Source organism: Nocardia vinacea (genome assembly GCF_035920345.1).
Lineage (GTDB): Bacteria > Actinomycetota > Actinomycetes > Mycobacteriales > Mycobacteriaceae > Nocardia > Nocardia vinacea_A.
This window is the reverse complement of the sequence record NZ_CP109149.1, coordinates 9,357,710-9,378,479: the sequence shown is the minus strand read 5'-3', so window position 1 is coordinate 9,378,479 and position 20,770 is coordinate 9,357,710. Positions and strand designations below refer to the sequence as shown.

Here is a 20,770-nt window from a genome sequence, read left to right as displayed (position 1 = left end):
GCCTCGCTGGCGCTCGGCTCCGCTGCAACCTGTCAGGTGCTGTGTTGATGGTTCCCTCGCTGCGCTCGGTCACAGGTCGAGGACGAGCACCCCCGACCCCGCCCGGGAGACGCACAGCATCATCGTGTCGCCGCGTGCCTGCTCTTCGGCAGTGAGCACTGAATCGCGGTGGTCGATATCGCCTGCGAGCACGGTGGTTTCGCAGCTGCCGCAGGTGCCCTCGCGGCAGGAGGTGATGATCTCGATCCCCGCGGCATCGAGGACGTCGACGATGGACTGAGTCGCGCCGACGCGGAAAGTTCTTCCACTGCCCGCTAATTGGACCTCGAAGCAGCCGCGCGCCACGGATACCACCGACCGCGGCACAAACCGTTCGACATGCACGTCCGAATTGCGCCGCTCCCCCTCGGTTTCCACGGCGACCAGCAGCGGTTCTGGTCCGCAGCAATAGATCGCGGCATCGGAGTGCTCGGCGAGGATGTCGGTGATCGGCAGCAGTCCGTGCTCGTCCTGTGGCAGCAGTCGTGCCTGCGGGTAGCGAACGATGTCCTCGGCGAAGGCCATATGCGCCAGGGTCCGTCCGCCGTAGTACAGCTCCCACTCAGCGCCACCGGCCTGCGCGGCGGCCACCATCGGCAGGATCGGAGTGATTCCGATACCACCCGCGATGAACACGTAACTTGCACGCTCGACGAGCTCGAAATTGTTGCGGGGAGCCGAAATACGCAGCTCCGAGTCCTCGAGCGCCGTCCGGTACAGATATTCGGACCCACCGCGCCCCTCCGGCTCGCGCAGCACCGCAATCCGCCAGTGCGGCCGATCCGCCGGATCACCGCAGAGCGAGTACTGCCGCACCCCCGCGGCGCCGACCGCCACGTCGATATGTGCGCCCGGCTCCCACGACGGCAGCTGCCCGCCCGCAACCGGGGTCAGCTCGAGCGAGAACACACCCTCGGCCTCGTCACGGCGGGCCGACACCCGTACCGGAATGTCCGTCATCTGGTCCCCTCGGCTATCTCGTCTTCGCGACTACCGTCGCCGAGAGACCGCCGATCCGCACCGGACGAATGCGCAGTCGATTCGCACAATCGACGTTGACTATCGACCCGACTCAGACGCCGCCCGCCCACCGAAACTGACGCCATGAACACTGTGGCGCATTTGGTGGACAAGACCACCCAGTTCATACGTGACCAGGTAATTCCGGTGGAACGCGAGGTCGTCGTCGACGGGCGCGTCATGGACGACGCGCTGCGGCTCGAATTACAGAAGAAGGCGAAGGAGGCGGGCGTATTCGGCCCGCTGTCCGCCCCGGAATATGGCGGACTCGGCCTGGACACCAGGGCCCAGGCGCGGGTGCTGGAAGCGGCCGGAGCCAGTCTGCTCGGCCCGATCGCGGTGAACGCCTGGGCGCCCGATGACGGGAATATCCACCTGCTCGCCCATGTGGCCGATGCCGAACAGCAGCAGCGCTATCTCGCGCCGCTGGCCGCCGGTGAGGTGCGCTCGGCCATTGCGATGACCGAACCAGCTCCGGGCGCGGGTTCCGATCCCGGCATGCTGCAGACCGTCGCCGAGGAGACCGACGACGGCTGGATCATCAACGGCGCCAAACATTTCACCACCGGCGCCCAGGGTGCCGCGTTCACCATCTGTGTCGCGCAAACCACTGACGGACCCACCATGTTCCTGGTGGACCAGGACAATCCGGGCCTGAAGGTGGGTCGTCGGATGCCGACGCTCGACCATTCCAGTGCGCCGGGCGGACACTGCGAGATCGCCTTCGTCGACTGTGCGGTACCGGATTCCGCCGTACTCGGCGCGGTCGGTCAGGGACTGGTACTGGCCCAGGTTCGGCTCGCGCCCTCGCGCCTGGTGTTCTGCATGAACTGGCTCGGGCTGGCCGTGCGCGCGCACCACCTCGCCATCGAACACATCAGCACCCGCAAGGCTTTCGGTGTGCCGATCGCCGATCATGGTCTGGCGCAGGGACTCGTCGCCGACAACGAGATCGATATCGCCGCGGCCCGCGGCGTGATCCGCACGGCGGCCGAGACCATCGACGAGCAGGGGCCGACATCCTCGCAGGCGCGCCACGATGCGTCGATCGCGAAAACCTTTGTCTCCGAAGCGGTCTGGCGGGTGCTCGACCGGGCGGTGCAGCTGCACGGCGGACTCGGAGTCTGCGAGGACTATCTGGTCGCCCGATTCCTGGTGGAGGCGAGGGCCTTCCGCATCTATGAGGGGCCATCCGAGGTGCTGCGCTGGTCCATCGCCCGTCGCGCACTGCGCAATCGCTGAAGGAGAGAAATGAATACAGTATCGCGAAGCGACTCCATGAGGCGTGACGGCCGGGTGACGGGTGGGCCAACGCGTGAAATCGTTGGCTTCGCGGCCGCATATCCCGAACTCGATTGCGATGCGGTCGATTACGAATATCTGCGCGCGGTATCGCAGGATATGGTGCCGTTCGGACGACACGTCGGCACTCTGATCACCGAGATCTCGCCGGAACAGGCGGTCGTGGAGATTCCCGCCGTGGACACCGTGCGCAACCACATGGGCACCGTGCACGCCGGTGCGCTGTTCACCGCCGCCGATATCGGTGGCGCGGCGGCCTTCGTCGGTGCGGCCGCCACCCGCTTGGACACCGTCGAGCGACTGGTGCTGCGCGCGGGCACGGCGTCCTATCGCAAACCGGCGGTCGGGCGGATCCGCGCCATCGCCACCGTCGATCAGCGTGAACTCGCCGAGGTGCTGGCCGCCACCGCCTCGAACCGGTTCGAATTGTCCGGCAAGGCGGTGCTGCTCGACGACGCCGATGTGGTCGTCGCGAAGTTCACCTTCGACTACGTCTGCGATATCGCGATCACGGAGGCTGACCAGTGACCAGCGCTGCACCCCAGAAGAGTTCGGAATTCCGCAGTTTGGAGTCGACCACCGTATCGACCGCCGATGGCGTCGAATTCACCGTTCGCTTCCTGCCCGCCAAGAAGTCCGGTGCGCCGGTGGTGCTGATCCTGCCCGCCATGGCGATGAAGGCGAAGAACTATCTGCCCCTCGCCAAAGAGCTGAACGCCCAGGGGCTTTCGGTCGCCACCTGCGATCTGCGCGCGCACGGTGAGGCGAAGCCGGAATTCGGGCTGCACAGCGATTTCGGCTATCGCGAGATGTTGGAAATCGATCTGCCGGCGATAGTTTCCGCGGTGCGTGCGCGTTTTCCGGAGGCACCGATCCACCTGTTCGGACACAGCCTCGGCGGCCAGCTCGCGCTGCTGTTCGCCGCCGCCGAACCCGACCAGGTCGCCGGTGTGACCGTCATCGGGACCGGCACCGTGTTCTGGTGGGCGTTCGGACCGCGCCGCTGGTACGAGGCACTGAGCCAGATCCAGTGGATCGGCTTGGTATCGCGCTGGAAGGGGCACTGGCCCGGCGGCGTGCTGATCCCCGCGCCGATGCCCGGCCGCGTAATGCGGGACTGGTCGATGCACTCGCTGACCAGCTACTACCGCCCGAAAGGCACAGCGCGGCAATACAACACGCTGCTGCGCCGGATGACACTGCCGGTGCTGGTCATCTCGCTGTCCGAGGATGTGCTCGGCCCGAAGTCCAATGTCGACTTCCTGGTCTCCCGGATGCCGAACGCCCGGGTCACCCAGTGGCATATCGACGAGAATGCGCCGGTCGACCACCGCGACCACTTCCAGTGGGTCAAGGATGCACCGGCGATCGCGGCCCGGGTGGCGACCTGGGTCGTCGCGGGCGAGCTGCCGGTCTAGGAGATCTGGTGGCACAACTGCGCATCGAGAAGATATCCAAGCACTTCGGCACGACCTATGCGGTGCGGGAGGTGAGCCTGGATATCGCCGACGGTGAGTTCATGGTGTTGCTCGGACCGAGCGGCTGCGGGAAATCCACCCTGCTGCGGATGATCGCGGGTCTGGAGGATCCGACCGACGGCCGAATCCTGTTGGACGACACCGATATCACCCATCGGGCACCGCAGCAGCGGGACCTGGCCATGGTGTTCCAGAGTTACGCGCTGTATCCGCATCTGACGGTGGCGAAGAATATCGGTTTCCCACTACGGGCGCGGCGCACACCACGTGCGAAGATCGCCGCGCGGGTTGCAGAGGTGGCGGCAGCGCTGGGGTTGGACGAGTTGTTGCGGCGCAAGCCCGCCGCGCTGTCCGGCGGGCAACGACAGCGAGTTGCCCTGGCCCGCGCCATGGTTCGCGATCCGGGTGCGTTCCTGATGGACGAACCGTTGTCCAATCTGGATGCAAAATTGCGCAGTGCTACTCGGGCCGAACTGATTTCGCTGCATCGCGGGTTGGGAGCGACGTTCCTCTACGTCACTCACGACCAGGTCGAAGCGATGACCATGGCGGACCGGATCGCACTGCTCAATGACGGTCAGGTGGAGCAGGTCGGTACCCCGACCGAACTCTACGACCGTCCGCGCTCGACCTTCGTCGCCGGTTTCCTCGGCGCCCCGCCGATGAATCTGTTTCCCGCGGTCGTCACCCAGCGCGACGGCCGCCTGTTCCTGGTGGCCGATGGCATAGACACCGAATTGGCCATAACCGCAGTGGATTTCGATGCCGACATCGCGGTCATCGCCGGAATCCGCCCCGAACAACTGCGCATCGACTCGGCCGACGCCGCTATCCGCGGCCACGTGACGATGGTCGAGAACCTGGGCAGTGAGGAACTGATCCACTTCAGCACCGGCGAGCAGGCGCTGTGCGCCCGTGCACCGCGCCCGGCCGGAGTGCGCGCCGACGAACCGATCGGGCTGCGCGTCGATCCCGCACACCTGCACCTGTTCGACCCCGAATCCGGACTGCGCCTGACTTGGCAAGAGCCGCACCAGGATTCGGTCAACGATAGCGCCGTCGTCGCCGTCGCCTGATTCGTAGCAACCACCCCTTCATCGATGAGGAGAACCACCGTGAAACGCACCGTGCCCGCACTGGGCCTGGTGTTCGCAACCACCGTCGCGCTCAGCGCCTGCGGCGGCCTCGGGAGCACCACCACCGACTCGAATGCCGACACCGCCCAGATCCCGGAACTGAAGCCGGATCAGCAGGTGTCCATCGTGTTCGAGTCCTACAACTACGGACTCGCCGGCGCGTGGACCGACACCTTCAATGCGCTGATCGCCGATTTCGGCAAGAAGTACCCGAATATCAAGGTGACCGCGCAGAAGCCGCAGGGCAATAGCCCGAACCCGGCCACCGACACCATCTCCAGCATTCAGAACCAGATGGTCGCGGGCACCCCGCCGGATGTCGCGCAGCTCGGCTTCAGCGATCTGGACTACACCATCCACCAGCTCGGCGCCAAGCCGCTGGACACGCTGGTTTCCAAGCAGGAAGTGCAGCACAACTTCGACGGGGCCAAATACCCGTTCGCCCCGAAGGCGCGCACGCTCGCGGATTGGGACGGCCACACCTACGGTGTTCCGTTCGTATTCTCCACGCCCGTCCTGTATTTCAATGCCTCACTGTTCAACGAGGCCGGACTCGATCCGGCCAAGCCGCCGGCCACCTGGCAGCAGGTCTCCGATGCGGCCGCCGCAATCACCGGGAAGACCGGCAAGGGCGGTGTGTACATCGATTGCCTGACCAAGACCGCCAAGGACTGGTGCTTCCAGTCGATGGTGCGCTCCAATGGCGGCCGGGTCATCTCCGAGGACCGCAAGTCGCTGTCGTTCGCGGACGCGCCCGCGGTCGAGGTCACCCAGATGAGCAAGCAACTGGTCGATTCGGGCAGCATGCCGAAGCTGAACCAGAAGCAGGGTTATGAAGCGTTCGCGCGCGGTGAAATCGGCATGATCCTGGAGACCAGCGCCATCCAGGGCACCTTCGTCACCGGCGCCAAGGACAAGTGGGATCTGCGCGCGGCACCCATGCCGAGCTTCGCCGGTAAGCCGACCGTGCCGACGAATTCCGGTGCGTCGCTGCACATTCTGTCCAATGACCCGGCCAAGCAGCGGGCGTCGTGGGAGCTCATCAAATTTCTCACCAGTGAGGAGGCGTACACGAAGATCTCGCAGGGCATCGGATATCTGCCGCTGCGTACCGGTTTGATGGACGATCCGAATGGGCTGAAGACCTGGTCGGAGCAGAATCCCTTGCTGAAGCCGAATGTCGCGCAGCTGGCGAATATGGAGCCGTGGATCTCCATGCCGGGCACCAACTATCTGCAGATCCGTGACGGCATGATGGACGCGGTCGAGTCGATCGTGTTCCAGGGCAAGGATCCCCAGTCCACGTTGACCACCGCCCGGGAACAGGGCGCCAAACTCCTGCCCGCGTCATGAGCACGGTGACCGTCGTTCAGCTGACCGATACCCACATCCGGGCCACCGGGGAACGGGTACACGGCATGATCGACACCTACGCCAACCTCACCCAGGTGCTGCAGCAGCTGCGGGCCTCGCAGCAGCGCATCGACGCGCTGGTGCTATCCGGGGATCTGACCGATGACGGGTCACCGGAGGCATATCGGCGGCTGCGTGATGCGGTGGAGCCGGTGGCCGCCGAACTCGGTGCGCGGACGGTGTACACGATGGGCAATCACGACGAGCGCACGGCATTCGGCATCGAGTTGCTCGGTCTGGATTCGGTCGACCCGGACGTCACCCACGACCAGGTGTTCGACATCGCCGGACTGCGGATCATCGCACTGGACAGCAGCACACCGCGCAGGCACGACGGGCGGCTCGAACCCGAACAGCTGGACTGGCTGACCGATCAACTGCGCGAACCCGCACCGCACGGCACACTGCTGGTGCTGCACCATCCGCCGATTCCGTCACCGGTCGCCGCTACCGAATATCTGCGGCTCGAGCAGCCGGAGCTACTCGGCGAGGTGCTGGACGGATCGGATGTGCGACTGATCATCTGCGGGCACAACCACCTGACGGGCGCGGCCGCGCTCGGCGGCATTCCGGTGTGGATAGGGCCCGCGCTGGCGTACCGAATCGATACGATCGCACCGCTCGGACGGCACCGGGGTCTGACCGGATTCGGTTACAGCCGGATCGATCTGCTCGGTACGACACTGGTGGCCACCGCGATCGAGGCGACACCCGCCGAAACCGTCTACGACCGGGCCGAATCCGATGTGCTCGAGCAGTTGGCCGCACTGGCCGCCGAGGCCAGGTAGATGTTCGTAGTCGAAATACCCACTGCGGCACCGGACATCGTGCCGGTGCCGCAGACCCGCCGCCTCGCCCGGATCCGCCGGGCGGGGCGGTTCGTGGTGCCCTACCTGTATCTCGCACCCGCGCTGTTCCTGCTGGTGGTGTGGATTTATCGGCCGCTGGTGCAGGCGTTCGAGTTGTCCACCTACTCGTGGAATCTCCTGCCGACCTCGCCGATGAAGCCGGTTGGCACCGGCAATTACGAACGGCTGGTGGAACTTCCGGCGTTCTGGGATTCGGTCGGGCGGACGGGGGCACTGATCCTAGGCATGCTTCCGTTCACCGTTGTGCTGCCGGTGTTGATTGCGTTGGCCAGCAGGCAGGTGCGGGGCCGGACTATCTATCACGCCTTCATATTCGTGCCCTTCCTGGTGGCTCCTGTTGCGGCAGCCGCAGTTTGGCGGTGGCTGTTGCATCCCGGCAGTGGCTTCGTCGACCAGGCGCTCGGCTCGGATCGCAACTGGGTATACGACGCGGGTACCGCGCACGCCGTCATCATCGGGATCACCGGCTGGCAGCTGCTCGGTTTCGCGGTGCTGGTGGTGTGGGCCGGATTGGCCGGTATCAGCGGCGATTACGACGAGGCCGCACAGGTGGACGGCGCCAGTCCGGGACAGATCCAGCGCTGGATCACCCTGCCGCTGCTCTCCCCCACGCTGCTATTCCTGGTGCTGACCACCGTGCTGCTCAGTCCCACACTGACCTTTCCGCTCATCGACTCGATGACACAGGGCGGGCCCGCGCAGGCCACCACAAATATCTATTACCTGCTGTGGGACTATGCCTTCCACAGCTTCGATGCCGGACTCAGCGCCGCGGCCGGCGTGCTGCTGTTCGCCGGATTCGGTGTGATCGCCGGGATTCTGGTGTGGATCTCGGAAAGGGTTGCCTTCCATGATGATTGACCGTCTGCGAACCGCGAGCAGCCATCTGCTGCTCGCGGTCACCGCCGTCGTGTGCGTATTCCCGATCTATTGGCTGTTCGCCACCTCGCTGCGGCGCCCCGAGGATGTCACCTCACTCTCGCCCGTCCCGTGGCCGATCTCCTTCGCCAACTACACCGATGCCGCCGAAAAGGTCGATGTAGTCGGCTTGATCGGCAATACCTTCTTCGTGGCGGCACTGTCCGCGGCCGGACAGCTGCTGGTGGCGCTGCTCGCCTCCTACGCGTTCGCGATGTACACCTTCCCGTTCCAGCGGATCCTGTACCTCGCGTTCGTCGGCACCTGGCTGGTTCCCTTCCAGGTGACGATGCTGCCGAACTACGTGCTACTCACCCGGCTCGGACTGATCAACTCCCTGATCGGCGTGGTCCTGCCGACCCTGTGCTCGGCACTCGCGGTACTGCTACTGCGCCAGCACATGGCCGGCTTTCCGAAGGAACTCGTCGCCGCCGCCAAAATCGACGGCCGCTCCTCCTGGTCCATCCTCTGGACCGTCGTCGTCCCCAACCTCCGCCCGGCACTCGCCGCGCTGGCTATTCTGCTGTTCATCAACGCCTGGAACGAATACTTCTGGCCCGCAGTCGTTCTCCGCCAATCCAATAGCGTGCTCCAGCTGGGTCTACGCAGTTTTATGGGCACCGAAGGTGATCAGTGGGGGCCGATGATGGCGCTGGCAAGTCTGGCCTGCCTGCCGGTGTTGGTGATGTACCTGCTGCTACAGCGGCATATTGTGAACGCGTTCGTGCGGTCGGGGTTGAAATAACAGGGCGTTGACTGCTGGTTCACTGCAGGCGGCCGATCGGTCCATGTACAGGGGTCGTGGAGGGCCGAGAAGCTGTAGGTGCGTGTTCCGGCCCTCCGCGACAACCGGTTAGTGCGGCGGCTGCACAAACTGAATGATCTGCAGATAGTTGATCGATGACGAGCATGAACTCAGTCGACGAGTGCGCCGCCGGACAGATTGGCGATTGCTCCCGTCATGGATCCAGCTCGATCCGAAGCCAGGAACGCGGCCGTCTCCGCTATTTCAGACAACGTAGGAAGCCTTTTCAGCAGCGTCCCCTGCGCCATCGCCCCGCCTTCGAGCAATTCCTGGACCGACTGCCCGGCCGCTGCCGCGATTTGCTCGAAGAGGTCCTTGGTATAGGAACCCGCTGCCGGCGCATCGACGACAGCGTGTGGACGGATGCCGATGACCCGGGTGTTGCTGGGCGCCAGCTCCGCGGCCAGGTTCCGCGAGAAGGCCTCCTTGCCTGCCGCGCTCACGCTGTGCCCCAATATGCCGGCTACAGCCAGTTTGGAACCCGGCTCGGACAAAGTCAGGATGACGCCAGGACGCTCTCGACCCATGTGCCGTGCCACAGCCTTGCTCGTGATGAACAGCGTCCGCAGAAAGCCGTCAATCGGCCGCATGAACTCCTCCAGCGAGAGGTCCGCCAGCAAAGTCCCCTGGTCGTGCATGACGCTCACGGCGTTGAGGGCGATGTCGATGCTGCCGGCCGTCGCCGCGACCGCATCGGCGTGCTTTTCGACCGCCTGTTGATCGAGAACGTCAACTTGTGCGGTCTCGACTGTTCCGCCCGTGGCGGCGATATCACGCGCCACGGCGTCGAGCTTCGCCTGCGTCCGCCCGGCGATGAAGACCCTCGCGCCTTCCCGGGCGAATACCCGTGCGATAGCGCCGCCGATAGCACCCCCGCCGCCATAGATCACAGCGCTCTTATCCTCGAGCAGCAATCCACTCATATCCGATCAGACTCCGTTTCATCAAGTGCGACGTCGACAGGGGCGCCGACGTCGGTCGAGGAGGTCACCAGAGATTTCTTCCAGCAGTCGTGGTGGCTGACGCCGGACTCCACTCCAGACCTCCAATAAGCAACCATTGGTTGCGTATCACTCTTTCACGAGTATCAGAAACGCGCAACCTTTTGTTGCGCAATAGTTCCGGCTCTGACAAGGTCCACCGCACGATCGAACACTTGCAGACAGTGGCGTCGGCGCCGGACGGCATACGCTGCTCGAATGAGGGAGATCGGTTCCAGGGCACGAATTTTGCCTGCACCGCCCCGCACCGTCTGGAAATCGCTGACCGAGCCCCAGCGCCCAGGCGCTCGGCCTTGGCTCGACCTGCTGCCGGACGAGGTAGAACCGACAGTCTTGAACGCCGACGAGCCCGCCATGGTGGTGTGGTCGTCGTTGTGGCCCAGCAGGCCCGGCGATCAGGTGCGCTTAGACCTTACGGCTGTCGACGGTGGGTGCACATCGCTGCGGTTCACGCTGCTGGCATACGGACCGCCGCCCGACCAGAGCAAGATCGGACACCTCCGCCACCGCCTCAATCAACTCCTCTTCGCCGATCTCCGGTACTCCTACGGGCAGTGATCGACGACATCAACACATGTAGCCGAGCCCGCTGGCAGAAGTGCTCGACAAGCCGCAATTTGGTTGGCCGCCAACATCTCTGCACGGTGGGTCATTGCCGAAAGGCGCATGCTGTGCCTATCACCGCCCTGACAGGCCGCATCCCTACGGATCGGTGCGCGTGAGCTCGAAGGAATGACGCGATCGGTCTTGGCCTCGAGGCGCGGGCGTTCGTTCCGGGCGAGTGGCTCGGCCGCGCGTTCCATGACTGGTGATCCTCGCATTCAGGCCTGGGCCGCCGGCCGCTTCGGCAGAAGGAAGACGACAATGCCCGCTATGACAGCGATTACGAACGTGCCGAAGGACGCGAAGGCAAAGGCGTGGCCGGCGGCGGCAACCCTGCCGACTTCCGCGGGATGGAAGGAGCTGAAGTAGACCGCTCCGATAGCGGCAACGCCTAGCGCTCCGCCACACTGCTGGGCCGTGGACAACGCCCCTGACGCGACACCGACCGACTCAGGCTCGACGCGGCTCAGCACCGTGTTGAGCGCCGGCGTGATAACCAGTCCGCCACCGACGCTCTGCACAATGAGGGTGGGGATCAAGAGCAGCGGAGTGATCCGCGGGCCCGACACCAGCAATAGGCCGGTCGCCAGGTAACCGCTCGCCAGGATGATCGCCCCGACCTCGAGGACACGTCGTCCATATTTCGGGATGATCCGGCTCGCGACCATGCTGAACACGAAGAATGCGGTTGCTGCCGGCGTGTAGACCAGGCCCGCGCCGAGCGCCGACATATCGAGGCCTTGCTGCAACGTTACCGACAAGGCCAGGTAATACGAGTAGATCAGCGCGTACAGGGCGAGGACGAGAATGAGCCCGAGCGAGAACGAGCGCTGTCCGAACAGCGTCAGCGGTACCAGCGGATCCTCACCCCCCCGTTCCAGGCCCCGCTCGATCGCGACGAACAAGCCGAACGCGACCGCGCTGCCCACGAAGCAAGCCCACACCCACCATGGCCAGCCTGTCTGCTGCCCCTGGATCAGCGGCAGCACCAGGAGGAAGAGTGCCGCGCTGAGCGTCAGGACGCCGGGCATGTCCAGCTTGCGGGTGGCGGCCGAGCCTGTCTGCGGCACGGATCGCACGGCGAGCAGGAACATGACAATTCCGATCGGCACGTTCACCCAGAACACCAGGCGCCAGCCGGAATCGAACAGATCGGCGCCGATCAGCAGTCCGCCGATGACCTGTCCGCCGATGGTGGCCATACCGAGGACGATGCCGACTACGCCGTATACGCTGTGCCGCCTCGCCTCCGGCACCAGCACCGTGACGTACGCGAACACCTGAGGAACCATTAGGGCGGCTCCGAGGCCCTGGATGACACGCGCGGCGATAAGGCTGCCTGCGTTCGGTGATAGTGCGCAAGCGACTGAAGACAGCGTGAACAGGGCAACCCCGAGCAGGAAAATCCGCTTGCGGCCGTGCAGGTCGGCCAGGCGAGTAGCGGTAATGATGAAGACCGCGTAACTGAGCTGATAACCCGCCAGAACCCACTGGACATCGCCGGCGGAGGCATGCAAGTCCGCCACGATCGAGGGGTCGGCGACCACGACGATGAACGAGTCGAGGACCGCCATGAACAGCGCGGTCAAGACAACCGACATCGTCATCCACGGAATGGCGTCAGCCTTCGCGGCCACCACCGGCTGGCCAACTGATTGCTGACTACTTGCCACGGTAAGAGACCTCTTTATTCGTGCGCCCAAGGGAATTGGCCAGCTTCTTGACCACCTCGGCCGCCATGACAGCCTGGCCCGAGGTAGAGAAGTGGATACGATCCGCACTGAGCAGGTTGTCGCGGTCGTTGACCGGGTGATCCCACATGTCCACCACGATGGCGTCGTATTCGGAAGCCAGCCCGCGCACGATCTCGTTGACCGCGGCAATCCGCTCCGCCCAGTCGGGGAAGACCGGGACGACATACGCCCTGCCGAGCGTGAAAGTGGTCAGCAAGGCGCCGGTCCCCTTCGCCAGGTCGTACATCTGCCGAAGCGTTCGCTCTATCGCACCGAAGTCCGGCCTGCGCCGCGCTATGTCGTTGGCCCCGCATGGCACATGGAGCAGGTCAGGAGAGAACTCGAGCATGCGAGGCGCCTGGTTCTCGAGCGTCTGGGCTGTTGTTGCCCCGATCTCGGAGACATTGAGGTATTCCAGATCCGGCCGGACCGACCGCAAGACTCCAGCAACCCGGTCTGACCAGCCCTGATCCTGGTAGCCCGGGGTGAGATCGCCGGTTCCCGCCGAAAGGCTGTCGCCGACAACGGCATACCTGCCCCACGGGGCCTCAGTCAGTAATGCCGCGGCATCCGCCTGGTCTAGACAGAACGGGTCGGTCGCCTCGGTGAAGGTTTGTTGCTCCATACGGGAGAGCATACGGTCGGTCGTATGTTTTTCTCAAGGCCATCACCGTCTACCGACCGGGCCCGGTCCAAACCTGGTTATCGGCGCTCCATCGGTCGCGGCACGAAGCGGGTGCATTTTGTCCACCTACTCGTGGAATCTCCTGCCGACCTCGCCGATGAAGCCGGTTGGCACCAGCAATTACGAACGGCTGGTGGAACTTCCGGCGTTCTGGGATTCGGTCGGGCGGACGGGGGCACTGATTCTAGGCATGCTTCCGTTCACCGTTGTGCTGCCGGTGTTGATTGCGTTGGCCACCGCGCACGCCGTCATCATCGGGATCACCGGCTGGCAGCTACTCGGTTTCGCGGTGCTGGTGGTGTGGGCCGGATTGGCCGGTATCAGCGGCGATTACGACGAGGCCGCACAGGTGGACGGCGCCAGTCCGGGACAGATCCGGCAACGCCTGGAACGAATACTTCTGGCCCGCAGTCGTTCTCCGCCAATCCAACAGCGTCCTACAACTCGGCCTACGCAGCTTCATCAGCACCGAAGTCGATCCGCGGCCACACGGGAGCTCAGCCGATCTCACGCCGGTGCAGATCTCGTCTACGTACAGCCGGCAGGAAGTAGTCCTCGACCCTGTCGGGTCCTGGGGCATCAGAATTGGCGACGAGTGCGATCGGAAAGGCCAGTGCCAGGTAGAGATCGACCAGCCACACGCCCAAGAGCTTTCCGAAAGCGGGATATTCGCCGTTATCGGGCCGAATAACGCGCAAGCCGAACAGTGCCTTGCCCACCGTCGTGTGGAAGACCGCCTGAACAACAACACGGTCGAACACGGAGCCCGCCATCCAGAAACCAAGAGCGATGAACGGGCTGACGCCGACATGCTTCCAGTCGAACTGCGTAGCGGCCTGGGCGGAGAATTCGGGACTGACAGCGACCGCCCCGCCCAACCCGACGCCAAGGTGCAGGGTCCAGTCGAAGGCGAACGCCAACGCTCGGCGGAGCATGCGGGGTGACGGGTACCTGACATCCCCTTTCGAGCCATGGCGCGCCGACTCGACCGCATGTTCGCCGGTGGGCTTCATCAGCAGCCGACCACCGCGTGCCCGGGTCAACTCGTACCCTGCGGCAGGCGGCTCCGGTTCGTTCCGGCCGATCGCGCCCACCGGGTCAGCCGGCCGGTAAGTGAGACGTGGGGGCTGGCGCCCTTTGGAGAAGTAGGCATATCGAATGTCTGCGCCACCGGGCCTGGAGATCACTCCGTACTTCGACGGATCGCCGGCGAACCACACCTCTGTTGTCTTGTGGTTCACCAGCTTTCCGATGTCGTGTGGCCAGGTGCTGAGGATCAGCGCTGACACCGGTCGACGGTTCTGATCGAGCAGTTCGACCCATTCATAGCGACCGGTGGATATGTAGTTCATCGGCCACGCAACCCACGGATAGCGTTTGAGCGCTCTGCGCCTTCTGCGGTTTATCCAGAGTAAAGATACGCCGAAGATCAGCCCCACAGTCATACCGACCGCGGCAACATTCCTGCCGACACCGACAACCGCCGATCGGCTCTCGGACTCGATTCGGTCGCCAACGTCGATCAGCACCATAGTCAAGACCAGGAACGCCAACCCGATCAGAAGCAGCGACCACCGAACGACCATCCCCTTCCGTGTCGCTGCTTTGGTCTCCGGGCAAGAAATCGCCGGAGGTGAGTCCCTTACGCTGGTCTGATTCACATCGAAACCCTCACAGATCCAACGAGGATGGGCCTGTCGACTGTCTCGGGGTGACCGCGAATTCTATCGATGCGGCCATCGCGGCAACCGGCAGGAGATACTCTTCCCCGTACTCTACGAATGGCGTAGACAACTCGATGACGGCGATCGCAGATCCGTCCGGTGCGGAAACAACGGCCTCGATTTGATAGATCGACTGCTCGGTTTCGGAGGTGTCGTATACGGGCAGGTCGGGGGTTGGAACAGTTCTCACCCGGTCGAGTAACAGCATCAGTTGCCCTGCTACCTCGACGAATTCGGCATTATTGAATCGTTCACCGGCATCTCGCCTCGCAGTGAGCACGTCGCCCAGCGTCAGCCGTGGGTTTCTTTGGTCACCATACTCGGTCGCCGTTATGGTCAGCGTCGACGAGATCTCCTGGCCGTCTGCTGATACGTGCCTCCCGAGGCCGCAATACATGGTGTTGAGCTGTGCAAGGCGAGTAAGCAACACCCTCAGTGTTCGAAGGACCGCGGGAGCACTGGAGCTCACTGTGCCGGGGCCGAGCGAAGCGAACAGCGATTCGGCTTGTGCGATGGAATCGTCAATGGTGTCGAGCGGTAGCGCCATATACCCCGATGGGATCTCGACTGTGATCGATACATTTGCGGATGTGTCGGTTGTCGGCATGTCAGTCGTCACCTCCACTGAATGGGTCCAGAATCTTGGAAACCGCTTTGCCCGAACGGGCGAACAGGTCCACCGCTTCGACTCCGGCGACGGACGCATGCGGCCCGGCTACGCCGGTGAGCTGCAGTACTTTGGTGGCTGCACCATCGAGCTTCAAGACTTCCGCGACTTTCGACCCCCCGAGCGCACCGACGATCTTCGACGACAGCAAGGGCTCATGTGTCACCGCGTTATACGCGGCCGCACCGAACCGTTCACCGACACCGACTCCCTGTAGGGCGTGCGTTCCCGCCGCAACAGCCTCCCCGCCCTTGAACAGGCTCCAGCCGACCTTTGCCGAAGCAATACCAGCGCCGCCGACCGGTGCAATCCCCAAGGAGTCGAGTCCGACTTTGCCCCATGTACTCAAATCGCCGTTCGCGAGGCCTTGTCGTATTTCTGGATCAGACAGATCCAGTGCTATCAAGCCGCCGGTGGCAGCGGCTGCGACCGCGAAACCGATGGCGTCGATAGGTGGGGGTGTGCAGACGGCGACAACACTGCCGACCGCTGCGATGATCGACAGCACTTGATGGATCCCCTCACGGTGCTCATCGATCCATTCACCCAAGGATTTGACGGCGTCGGTGATCCTGTCCCAAATGCTCTTGTCCGGTGGGCTGGGAGCGAAATCCTTTGCGGCGGCGTCCAACTCCCGGGCGATACGACGGGCAAGCGTGTCGTGCGCTGTTTCCAGGTCGCGTGCGCGTTTGATGATCGCATCGATCTTCGATTGCCAATCGTCTACTGCCGCACTCGCAGTCCGCACCTGGGCCACTGCGGCATCGATGCGTGTCTGCGCGGCCCGCAGACTTTCCGCGTCCGTGTAGGTGTGGTTCGCCAGTGACAAGTCCGGATTGGACTGAGCACTGCTCAATGTCGCGACAGCCTGCGTGTGCTGCGCCTTGGCCGCCGCGGCCTCGGTGTCCAATCCCTTGGCGGTTTCCTGCAAGGTGACGAGGTTCGTGTGCCACTCTTGGATCAGTGCCACCGCTTTTTCGAGTGAACTCTGCGCATAGTTGAGGTCCTGTGCCAGCGTTGCATCGAAGCTGGCGCGAAACGCATTGCCGGCGGCGCCCTTCCATACATCGTCGTTGTTGTTGCGCAAACGACTCAACAATCCGTTCGTTTCTTTGACGGCTTCGTATGCGCTGTTGATCTGTCCTTGCATGCCGGCCACGTCGTTCACCGAGCCAGGAACAGGGTTGAATCCCAGGTTGGGGTAGGGGTTGTCGCTCATGCCTTATCCCTGCGCGTTCGGCGTGTCGGTACCGTTGACGCTCGCTTTGGCCTGTTCGAGCGCCTTCGCGAAGGCGCTGTCGGTTGTCTGGTAAGCCTCGAGGCACTTCGAAATGCCCTCCGCGGTCGTCTTGGCCGACTCACCGATGCGTTCGATGCCGAATTTCCATCGAGTCTGAAAGCTGTCAGCGGCGGCGTTGAGCTCTTTGGTACCGATGTCGGGATGGCTGTCTTTCGACATCGCTTTCATAGCATCGGTGAGCACCTGTTCAGCACTCTTCAGAGACTGGACTGCCTTACCGAGCACCTCTATGTCCGTACTCAGAACACTGGCCATGTCCACGCTCCTTCATACCGATATGGCTCGAGCCGGTCCCGGGATGGGAGCGGCGGAAGACCACATGCCTCAGTAGTTGGACGCAACCACATGGAAGTCGGTTCCATCGAGTACGTGAACACCCCCATCCCCCTGCGAAATACGCCGAATCTGTACAGCGGATCGTTGCGCGAGATCGTCAAGACACCGTAGACCACACCCAGCGGGTGATGAGAACGCGGGCTCAGCAACGGCTTTCGACGCGGCCAGCTCGGCCAGCTGGCTGCTGTATGGGTCGCGGCACGAAGCGGGTGCATTCGGCTGGTAGGCGTACGCCTGCGGTGCGGAGTTGCGCGATTCGGGTGAGATAGGCCGCGCCCAGCATCATTTGGTCGGCTATGTCGGCTGCGTGGCGGTTGTCGAGGGCGGCCAGGTAGGTTCCGGCGACCCAGTTGTTGAAGCCGCCCATGGCGGGGCCGCACCAGATCTGGTAGTCGGCGGTACGGTCGGCTTCGCCGCGGATGCTCCAGCCGGAGGACAACCCGAGATACCACCGGAATACCAAGGCCATCTTGCGTTTTGGATCTTCGTCCGCGCCGGCCAACTGTCCGGGGTCACGTTCGGTGAAGTAGGCGACGCAGTCCTGCCATACCGTCTCCAGTGGCCGCCGGAAGAGGGTTGCCTCGAGGTCGCGGCGTAGGTCGGCGGGGATGTCGTCCAACCCGGCGTAGGCGCGGTAGGTGTCGTACAAGCGCTGGGCGCGGGCGGCGAACATGGTGCCGCGGCGCAGGACCTGGACCTGCACACCGAGTTCGAACATGTCGGAGGATGGCGCCATCGTGCAGTCGGCGAAATCCGCTCGGGCCAGTAGCTGTTTGGTTGTTTCACACTGGGCCGCCTCGCGGGTGGCCTGGTTGATCGATCCCGTCACCACATAGGCGGCACCGAGCGCGAAGGCCGCCGCAGCGGCGGCGGGGGTGCCGATACCGCCGGCAGCACCGATCCGCACCGCCGCCGCCGCGGGCACGGTGGTGGCAATCCGATCGCGCGCGGCGACCAGTTCCGGGAACAGCACGAGCAACGGCCTACGGTCGGTGTGGCCGCCGGAATCGGCTTCCGCGGTGATGTCGTCGGCCATCGGCACATGTTCGGCCAAGCGGGCCTGTTCCGGTGTCAGATCACCGGATTCGACCAATCGGCGCAGCAGAGCGACAGGTGCCGGTCGCAAGAAGGGTTCCGCGACCTCGACTCGGGACACCTTGGCTATCAGGCGATTGCGCACCTCGATCCGGCCGTGCCGGTCGATGCCGAGGCCCGCCGCCCGGTATCGCACGACCTCGGTGGTCAGGCCCATGAATGCCGAGGCCTCTACGCAGCGCACACGGTGGCGCAGGCAGGAATCGACGATCGCGCGTTCCAGCGCCGGTTCGGACGGACTGTGAATCAGATTGCAGGCAAAGGGCTTTCCCAGCGAACTGAGCTCGGCCAGCGCCGCATCCACCGCCGGGGGCGTCACCCCGGCCGCACCATATGACGCCAGGTAGCCCGCACGCGCCATCGCCGCAACCAAGGCCGGAGCGGCGATGCCATTGGCCATCGCACCTGCCGCGTATGCCGCGCGCACGCCGTGAGCCACGTGGAACTTTCTGTCCCCTAGCAACTCCGGCGGCAGCGGCGCGACCGCGGTGAGTACCTGCGATCGTGCCGCGACCGCCGCATCCGAGGTCGCGCCCATCCGGCCGTCGTGCCGCACGATCCAGCACGGTTGCCGCACGTCGAGCAGTACGGCCGTGATGTCGTCGGCGGTTTCCGCGACGACGGTGGTTGACAATGCGGTCACGGCCGCTCCTCTCGCTCACCGAGTTCGATTGCCAGATCGACCAGTTCGTAGATGCGCAGCCCCGGCTTCCACAGCGAACCGTCCGTGATGACGGTGACACCGTTTGCGCCCCTGCGGACTTCCTTGATGTGCGCCTCCAGCCGCACCGTTGCGTCGGTCGGCAGGAATTGGCCGCGGTAGCGCCAGCTGAAGGCGATATCGCTGGGGATGCGGAAGACCGGATCGCCGATGGTGTCGGCGAATCCGGCATCGAGCATCCACTCCTGGATGGCGTGGATGACCGATTCCACTCCGAGCGATCCCGGTATCACCGGGTCCAGGTGGAAGTGGCGGGCGAAATACCAGTCCGCCGGGTCGATTTCGCGTAGTGAATGCAGATATCCCGCACCGTGTTTTCCGCCGCCGTCGACCACGTCGATCCGATCGATCAGTGCCAGGGTGCGTCGCGCACACAGCCGGGCATTCGGATCCGAGCGGCGAGCGGCGACGTCGATGGTGCGGGTGGCTTGCGGATGCTCGTCCAGCCAGGTCGGGACGGACCGTCCGGCGTCGAGGCCGGTCTGGTTCGCCAGTGCTTCGTCGCTGAAGTACCCGAACATGGTCTCGCCGGTATAGAACGGTTCACCGTCCACACTCAGCGTGTAGTCGAAATTCTGCAGTGACGAGCCGGGCAGGATCGTCGTCGACAGCAGGCGCGAGGTCTGCTCGATCGTCTTGTCCCGCAGATCTACCTGGCGCAGGACGGTCGCAGTGCCGCCGAGGTTGCGCAGGCTCAGGGTGACACCCGGCTGGGTGAGCGTGGGACCGGCGTAGTAGCCCATCAGCAGCGCCGCCTGCAGCGAGGTCTCCATGTACACGAAATGCGGCATGGATTCGTTGGCGGTATCGCCGTAGTACCAGGAATCGGCGGGTGAATCGTATTCGGTACGGTACGTCGCGCCATCCAATTTGCCACGGGCACCGTCGAATTCGAGAACACGGTCGACCAGGAGCAGCCCGCCCGTCGGTAGGCGGGTCGCTCGGACGCCCGTGTATTCGGCGAATTCGGGTCCCATGGCGATGGCTTGATCGCCGCGGGCGAGGTGGGTCATGTGGAATTCGTTGAGCAGTAGGCCAGGTACGGCGGCACCTGGGCCGACGCCCGCGCCCGCCGGTTCGGCCACCGTCACGGTGACCTGGAGCGGAGCGGTACCCGCGATGGTCGCGGTGCCGGTGACATGCGGTCGGGGCACCAGGTCGATATCGGAGACTACGAATTCAACTGTGCCAGTTGCACTTTCCGCCGTACCGGGCATGCTGGCGAACGTGCTCCGCGAGAGGCACAGGTGCATTCCGGTGCACAGTGCGAACACCTCCGCCGCCTGTACCGCAGCCGCCCACGTATCGCCGTCGAAATGTGCGACCACGCGACCGTGCCCGGTGCCACCGCGCAGTTCGATAGTTACTACCTCGGTGAGCACCAAGGGACCCGCCGCCGATAGTCGCGCGACGGATTCGACGCCGGAGCGCCGATATCCGAACACACCGGTGACATCACCCTCGGTGAGGCGTAGCAATGCCGCGCGATCCAGACTGGTCCGCGTGGTGCGGGCCGGCGGCTTGAATGCCCACTCCGGTGCGGCAGCGATGCGTGCGCCGAAGATGGGCGATCCGCTGCGCCGCTGTTCCGTTGCCGTATCGGGGGTCTGCGGGCGCGCAGTCCGCTGCCATATCGCCCGTTGCATTGCGACCTGGGCGTTCAGCGCGGCGCGGTGCGCGGCGACGACGCCCGAACGAATCTCGGTAAGCGGTCCCTGGGTGTGCAAATGTGGCAGTGCGGTCACCGTCGGCATCGCAACTTCGTGCACCGCAGGCGTTCGGTGCGCCTCTGGCGCCTCGCTCCCCGCAGACATTTGATGCACCCCAGGCGTCCCGCTCCCCACAGACATTTGATGCACCCCAGGCGTCCCGCTCCCCGCAGATGTTTGGTGCGCCGAAGACGTTTCGTGCGCCCCCGGGCTTCC

The 20,770-nt window shown here is 64.3% G+C and carries 19 protein-coding genes and 2 pseudogenes; 11 read left to right on the top strand and 10 right to left on the bottom strand.

The genetic code is table 11. The features are described from left to right. Window positions 1-69: 69 nt before the first annotated feature. Window positions 70-999: a PDR/VanB family oxidoreductase gene (locus tag OIE68_RS42495; RefSeq protein WP_327096527.1), complete on the bottom strand. Its 930-nt coding sequence runs from the start codon at window positions 997-999 to the stop codon at window positions 70-72. 144 nt (window positions 1,000-1,143) lie between these two features. On the opposite strand from OIE68_RS42495, the gene OIE68_RS42490 reads away from it, so the two are divergent. From OIE68_RS42490 to OIE68_RS42455, 8 genes are read left to right on the top strand one after another with little or no spacing between them, the layout of a single operon-like run. Then, on the top strand, window positions 1,144-2,301 hold the full coding sequence (locus OIE68_RS42490) for an acyl-CoA dehydrogenase family protein (protein ID WP_327096526.1): 1,158 nt from the start codon (window positions 1,144-1,146) through the stop codon (window positions 2,299-2,301). A 9-nt stretch (window positions 2,302-2,310) separates the two neighbouring features. Then, entirely contained in the window at window positions 2,311-2,889 is a 579-nt protein-coding gene (locus tag OIE68_RS42485; RefSeq protein ID WP_327096525.1) for a YiiD C-terminal domain-containing protein, read from the top strand. Continuing rightward, window positions 2,886-3,779 carry an alpha/beta fold hydrolase gene (locus OIE68_RS42480; protein ID WP_327096524.1) on the top strand — a complete coding sequence of 298 codons (894 nt, stop codon included), beginning with the start codon at window positions 2,886-2,888 and terminating at the stop codon, window positions 3,777-3,779. Before OIE68_RS42485 ends, OIE68_RS42480 begins: the two co-directional genes overlap by 4 nt. A gap of 8 nt (window positions 3,780-3,787) precedes the next feature. Continuing rightward, window positions 3,788-4,915 (top strand): ABC transporter ATP-binding protein, encoded by a 1,128-nt coding sequence (locus OIE68_RS42475; RefSeq protein ID WP_327096523.1) that lies wholly within the window; start codon window positions 3,788-3,790, stop codon window positions 4,913-4,915. A gap of 39 nt (window positions 4,916-4,954) precedes the next feature. Then, a complete protein-coding gene (locus tag OIE68_RS42470; protein ID WP_327096522.1) occupies window positions 4,955-6,328 on the top strand; it encodes an ABC transporter substrate-binding protein in 1,374 nt (457 codons plus the stop codon). Then, window positions 6,325-7,176 carry a metallophosphoesterase gene (locus tag OIE68_RS42465; protein ID WP_327096521.1) on the top strand — a complete coding sequence of 284 codons (852 nt, stop codon included), beginning with the start codon at window positions 6,325-6,327 and terminating at the stop codon, window positions 7,174-7,176. Before OIE68_RS42470 ends, OIE68_RS42465 begins: the two co-directional genes overlap by 4 nt. Continuing rightward, window positions 7,177-8,118, top strand: coding sequence for a sugar ABC transporter permease (locus OIE68_RS42460; RefSeq protein WP_327096520.1), 942 nt, complete (start codon window positions 7,177-7,179; stop codon window positions 8,116-8,118). It abuts the gene before it with no gap. Next, the gene (locus tag OIE68_RS42455; RefSeq protein WP_327096519.1) at window positions 8,108-8,920 is read left to right on the top strand and encodes a carbohydrate ABC transporter permease; all 813 of its coding nucleotides are present in this window, start codon (window positions 8,108-8,110) and stop codon (window positions 8,918-8,920) included. The genes OIE68_RS42460 and OIE68_RS42455 overlap by 11 nt, the downstream gene beginning before the upstream one ends. A gap of 170 nt (window positions 8,921-9,090) precedes the next feature. Here the strand turns inward: OIE68_RS42455 and OIE68_RS42450 are convergent, their stop codons facing one another. Beyond that, window positions 9,091-9,903 (bottom strand): SDR family oxidoreductase, encoded by an 813-nt coding sequence (locus tag OIE68_RS42450; protein ID WP_327096518.1) that lies wholly within the window; start codon window positions 9,901-9,903, stop codon window positions 9,091-9,093. A gap of 276 nt (window positions 9,904-10,179) precedes the next feature. Here OIE68_RS42450 and OIE68_RS42445 point away from each other — a divergent pair, with 276 nt between their 5' ends. Beyond that, window positions 10,180-10,539 carry a hypothetical protein gene (locus tag OIE68_RS42445; protein ID WP_327096517.1) on the top strand — a complete coding sequence of 120 codons (360 nt, stop codon included), beginning with the start codon at window positions 10,180-10,182 and terminating at the stop codon, window positions 10,537-10,539. Between the two features lie 263 nt (window positions 10,540-10,802). Here OIE68_RS42445 and OIE68_RS42440 read toward each other — a convergent pair whose 3' ends face one another. After that, the gene (locus OIE68_RS42440; RefSeq protein ID WP_327096516.1) at window positions 10,803-12,224 is read right to left on the bottom strand and encodes an MFS transporter; all 1,422 of its coding nucleotides are present in this window, start codon (window positions 12,222-12,224) and stop codon (window positions 10,803-10,805) included. A 22-nt stretch (window positions 12,225-12,246) separates the two neighbouring features. Next, window positions 12,247-12,942 (bottom strand): SGNH/GDSL hydrolase family protein, encoded by a 696-nt coding sequence (locus OIE68_RS42435; RefSeq protein ID WP_327096515.1) that lies wholly within the window; start codon window positions 12,940-12,942, stop codon window positions 12,247-12,249. Between the two features lie 118 nt (window positions 12,943-13,060). Here OIE68_RS42435 and OIE68_RS47330 point away from each other — a divergent pair. Further along, window positions 13,061-13,408 (top strand): annotated as a pseudogene (locus tag OIE68_RS47330) (ABC transporter permease subunit); the annotation flags it as partial. Next, window positions 13,383-13,475: pseudogene (locus OIE68_RS42430) on the top strand (carbohydrate ABC transporter permease); the annotation flags it as partial. The pseudogenes OIE68_RS47330 and OIE68_RS42430, both read left to right, overlap by 26 nt. Window positions 13,476-13,499: 24 nt before the next feature. Here the strand turns inward: OIE68_RS42430 and OIE68_RS42425 are convergent. From OIE68_RS42425 to OIE68_RS42400, 6 genes are all read right to left on the bottom strand, one after another. Beyond that, entirely contained in the window at window positions 13,500-14,534 is a 1,035-nt protein-coding gene (locus OIE68_RS42425; RefSeq protein ID WP_327096514.1) for an RDD family protein, read from the bottom strand. A gap of 139 nt (window positions 14,535-14,673) precedes the next feature. Continuing rightward, on the bottom strand, window positions 14,674-15,333 hold the full coding sequence (locus OIE68_RS42420; RefSeq protein ID WP_327096513.1) for a hypothetical protein: 660 nt from the start codon (window positions 15,331-15,333) through the stop codon (window positions 14,674-14,676). Window position 15,334: 1 nt separating this feature from the next. Beyond that, entirely contained in the window at window positions 15,335-16,612 is a 1,278-nt protein-coding gene (locus OIE68_RS42415; protein WP_327096512.1) for a hypothetical protein, read from the bottom strand. Between the two features lie 3 nt (window positions 16,613-16,615). After that, window positions 16,616-16,948 carry a hypothetical protein gene (locus OIE68_RS42410; protein WP_327096511.1) on the bottom strand — a complete coding sequence of 111 codons (333 nt, stop codon included), beginning with the start codon at window positions 16,946-16,948 and terminating at the stop codon, window positions 16,616-16,618. A 223-nt stretch (window positions 16,949-17,171) separates the two neighbouring features. Next, window positions 17,172-18,767 carry a PfaD family polyunsaturated fatty acid/polyketide biosynthesis protein gene (locus OIE68_RS42405; protein ID WP_327096510.1) on the bottom strand — a complete coding sequence of 532 codons (1,596 nt, stop codon included), beginning with the start codon at window positions 18,765-18,767 and terminating at the stop codon, window positions 17,172-17,174. Then, window positions 18,764-20,659 (bottom strand): beta-ketoacyl synthase, encoded by a 1,896-nt coding sequence (locus tag OIE68_RS42400; protein WP_327096509.1) that lies wholly within the window; start codon window positions 20,657-20,659, stop codon window positions 18,764-18,766. The genes OIE68_RS42405 and OIE68_RS42400 overlap by 4 nt, the downstream gene beginning before the upstream one ends. Window positions 20,660-20,770: the final 111 nt, after the last annotated feature.

What these genes read in the sequence shown, in the direction of transcription:
- OIE68_RS42465 (WP_327096521.1), top strand. Translation starts at nt 6,325, where the DNA reads ATGAGCACGGTGACCGTCGTTCAGCTGACCGATACCCACATCCGGGCC.
- OIE68_RS42450 (WP_327096518.1), bottom strand. Translation starts at nt 9,903, where the DNA reads ATGAGTGGATTGCTGCTCGAGGATAAGAGCGCTGTGATCTATGGCGGC.
- OIE68_RS42420 (WP_327096513.1), bottom strand. Translation starts at nt 15,333, where the DNA reads ATGCCGACAACCGACACATCCGCAAATGTATCGATCACAGTCGAGATC.
- OIE68_RS42460 (WP_327096520.1), top strand. Translation starts at nt 7,177, where the DNA reads ATGTTCGTAGTCGAAATACCCACTGCGGCACCGGACATCGTGCCGGTG.
- OIE68_RS42410 (WP_327096511.1), bottom strand. Translation starts at nt 16,948, where the DNA reads ATGGCCAGTGTTCTGAGTACGGACATAGAGGTGCTCGGTAAGGCAGTC.
- OIE68_RS42485 (WP_327096525.1), top strand. Translation starts at nt 2,311, where the DNA reads ATGAATACAGTATCGCGAAGCGACTCCATGAGGCGTGACGGCCGGGTG.
- OIE68_RS42435 (WP_327096515.1), bottom strand. Translation starts at nt 12,942, where the DNA reads ATGGAGCAACAAACCTTCACCGAGGCGACCGACCCGTTCTGTCTAGAC.
- OIE68_RS42495 (WP_327096527.1), bottom strand. Translation starts at nt 999, where the DNA reads ATGACGGACATTCCGGTACGGGTGTCGGCCCGCCGTGACGAGGCCGAG.
- OIE68_RS42445 (WP_327096517.1), top strand. Translation starts at nt 10,180, where the DNA reads ATGAGGGAGATCGGTTCCAGGGCACGAATTTTGCCTGCACCGCCCCGC.
- OIE68_RS42415 (WP_327096512.1), bottom strand. Translation starts at nt 16,612, where the DNA reads ATGAGCGACAACCCCTACCCCAACCTGGGATTCAACCCTGTTCCTGGC.
- OIE68_RS42425 (WP_327096514.1), bottom strand. Translation starts at nt 14,534, where the DNA reads ATGGTGCTGATCGACGTTGGCGACCGAATCGAGTCCGAGAGCCGATCG.
- OIE68_RS42455 (WP_327096519.1), top strand. Translation starts at nt 8,108, where the DNA reads ATGATGATTGACCGTCTGCGAACCGCGAGCAGCCATCTGCTGCTCGCG.
- OIE68_RS42490 (WP_327096526.1), top strand. Translation starts at nt 1,144, where the DNA reads ATGAACACTGTGGCGCATTTGGTGGACAAGACCACCCAGTTCATACGT.
- OIE68_RS42400 (WP_327096509.1), bottom strand. Translation starts at nt 20,659, where the DNA reads ATGTCTGCGGGGAGCGAGGCGCCAGAGGCGCACCGAACGCCTGCGGTG.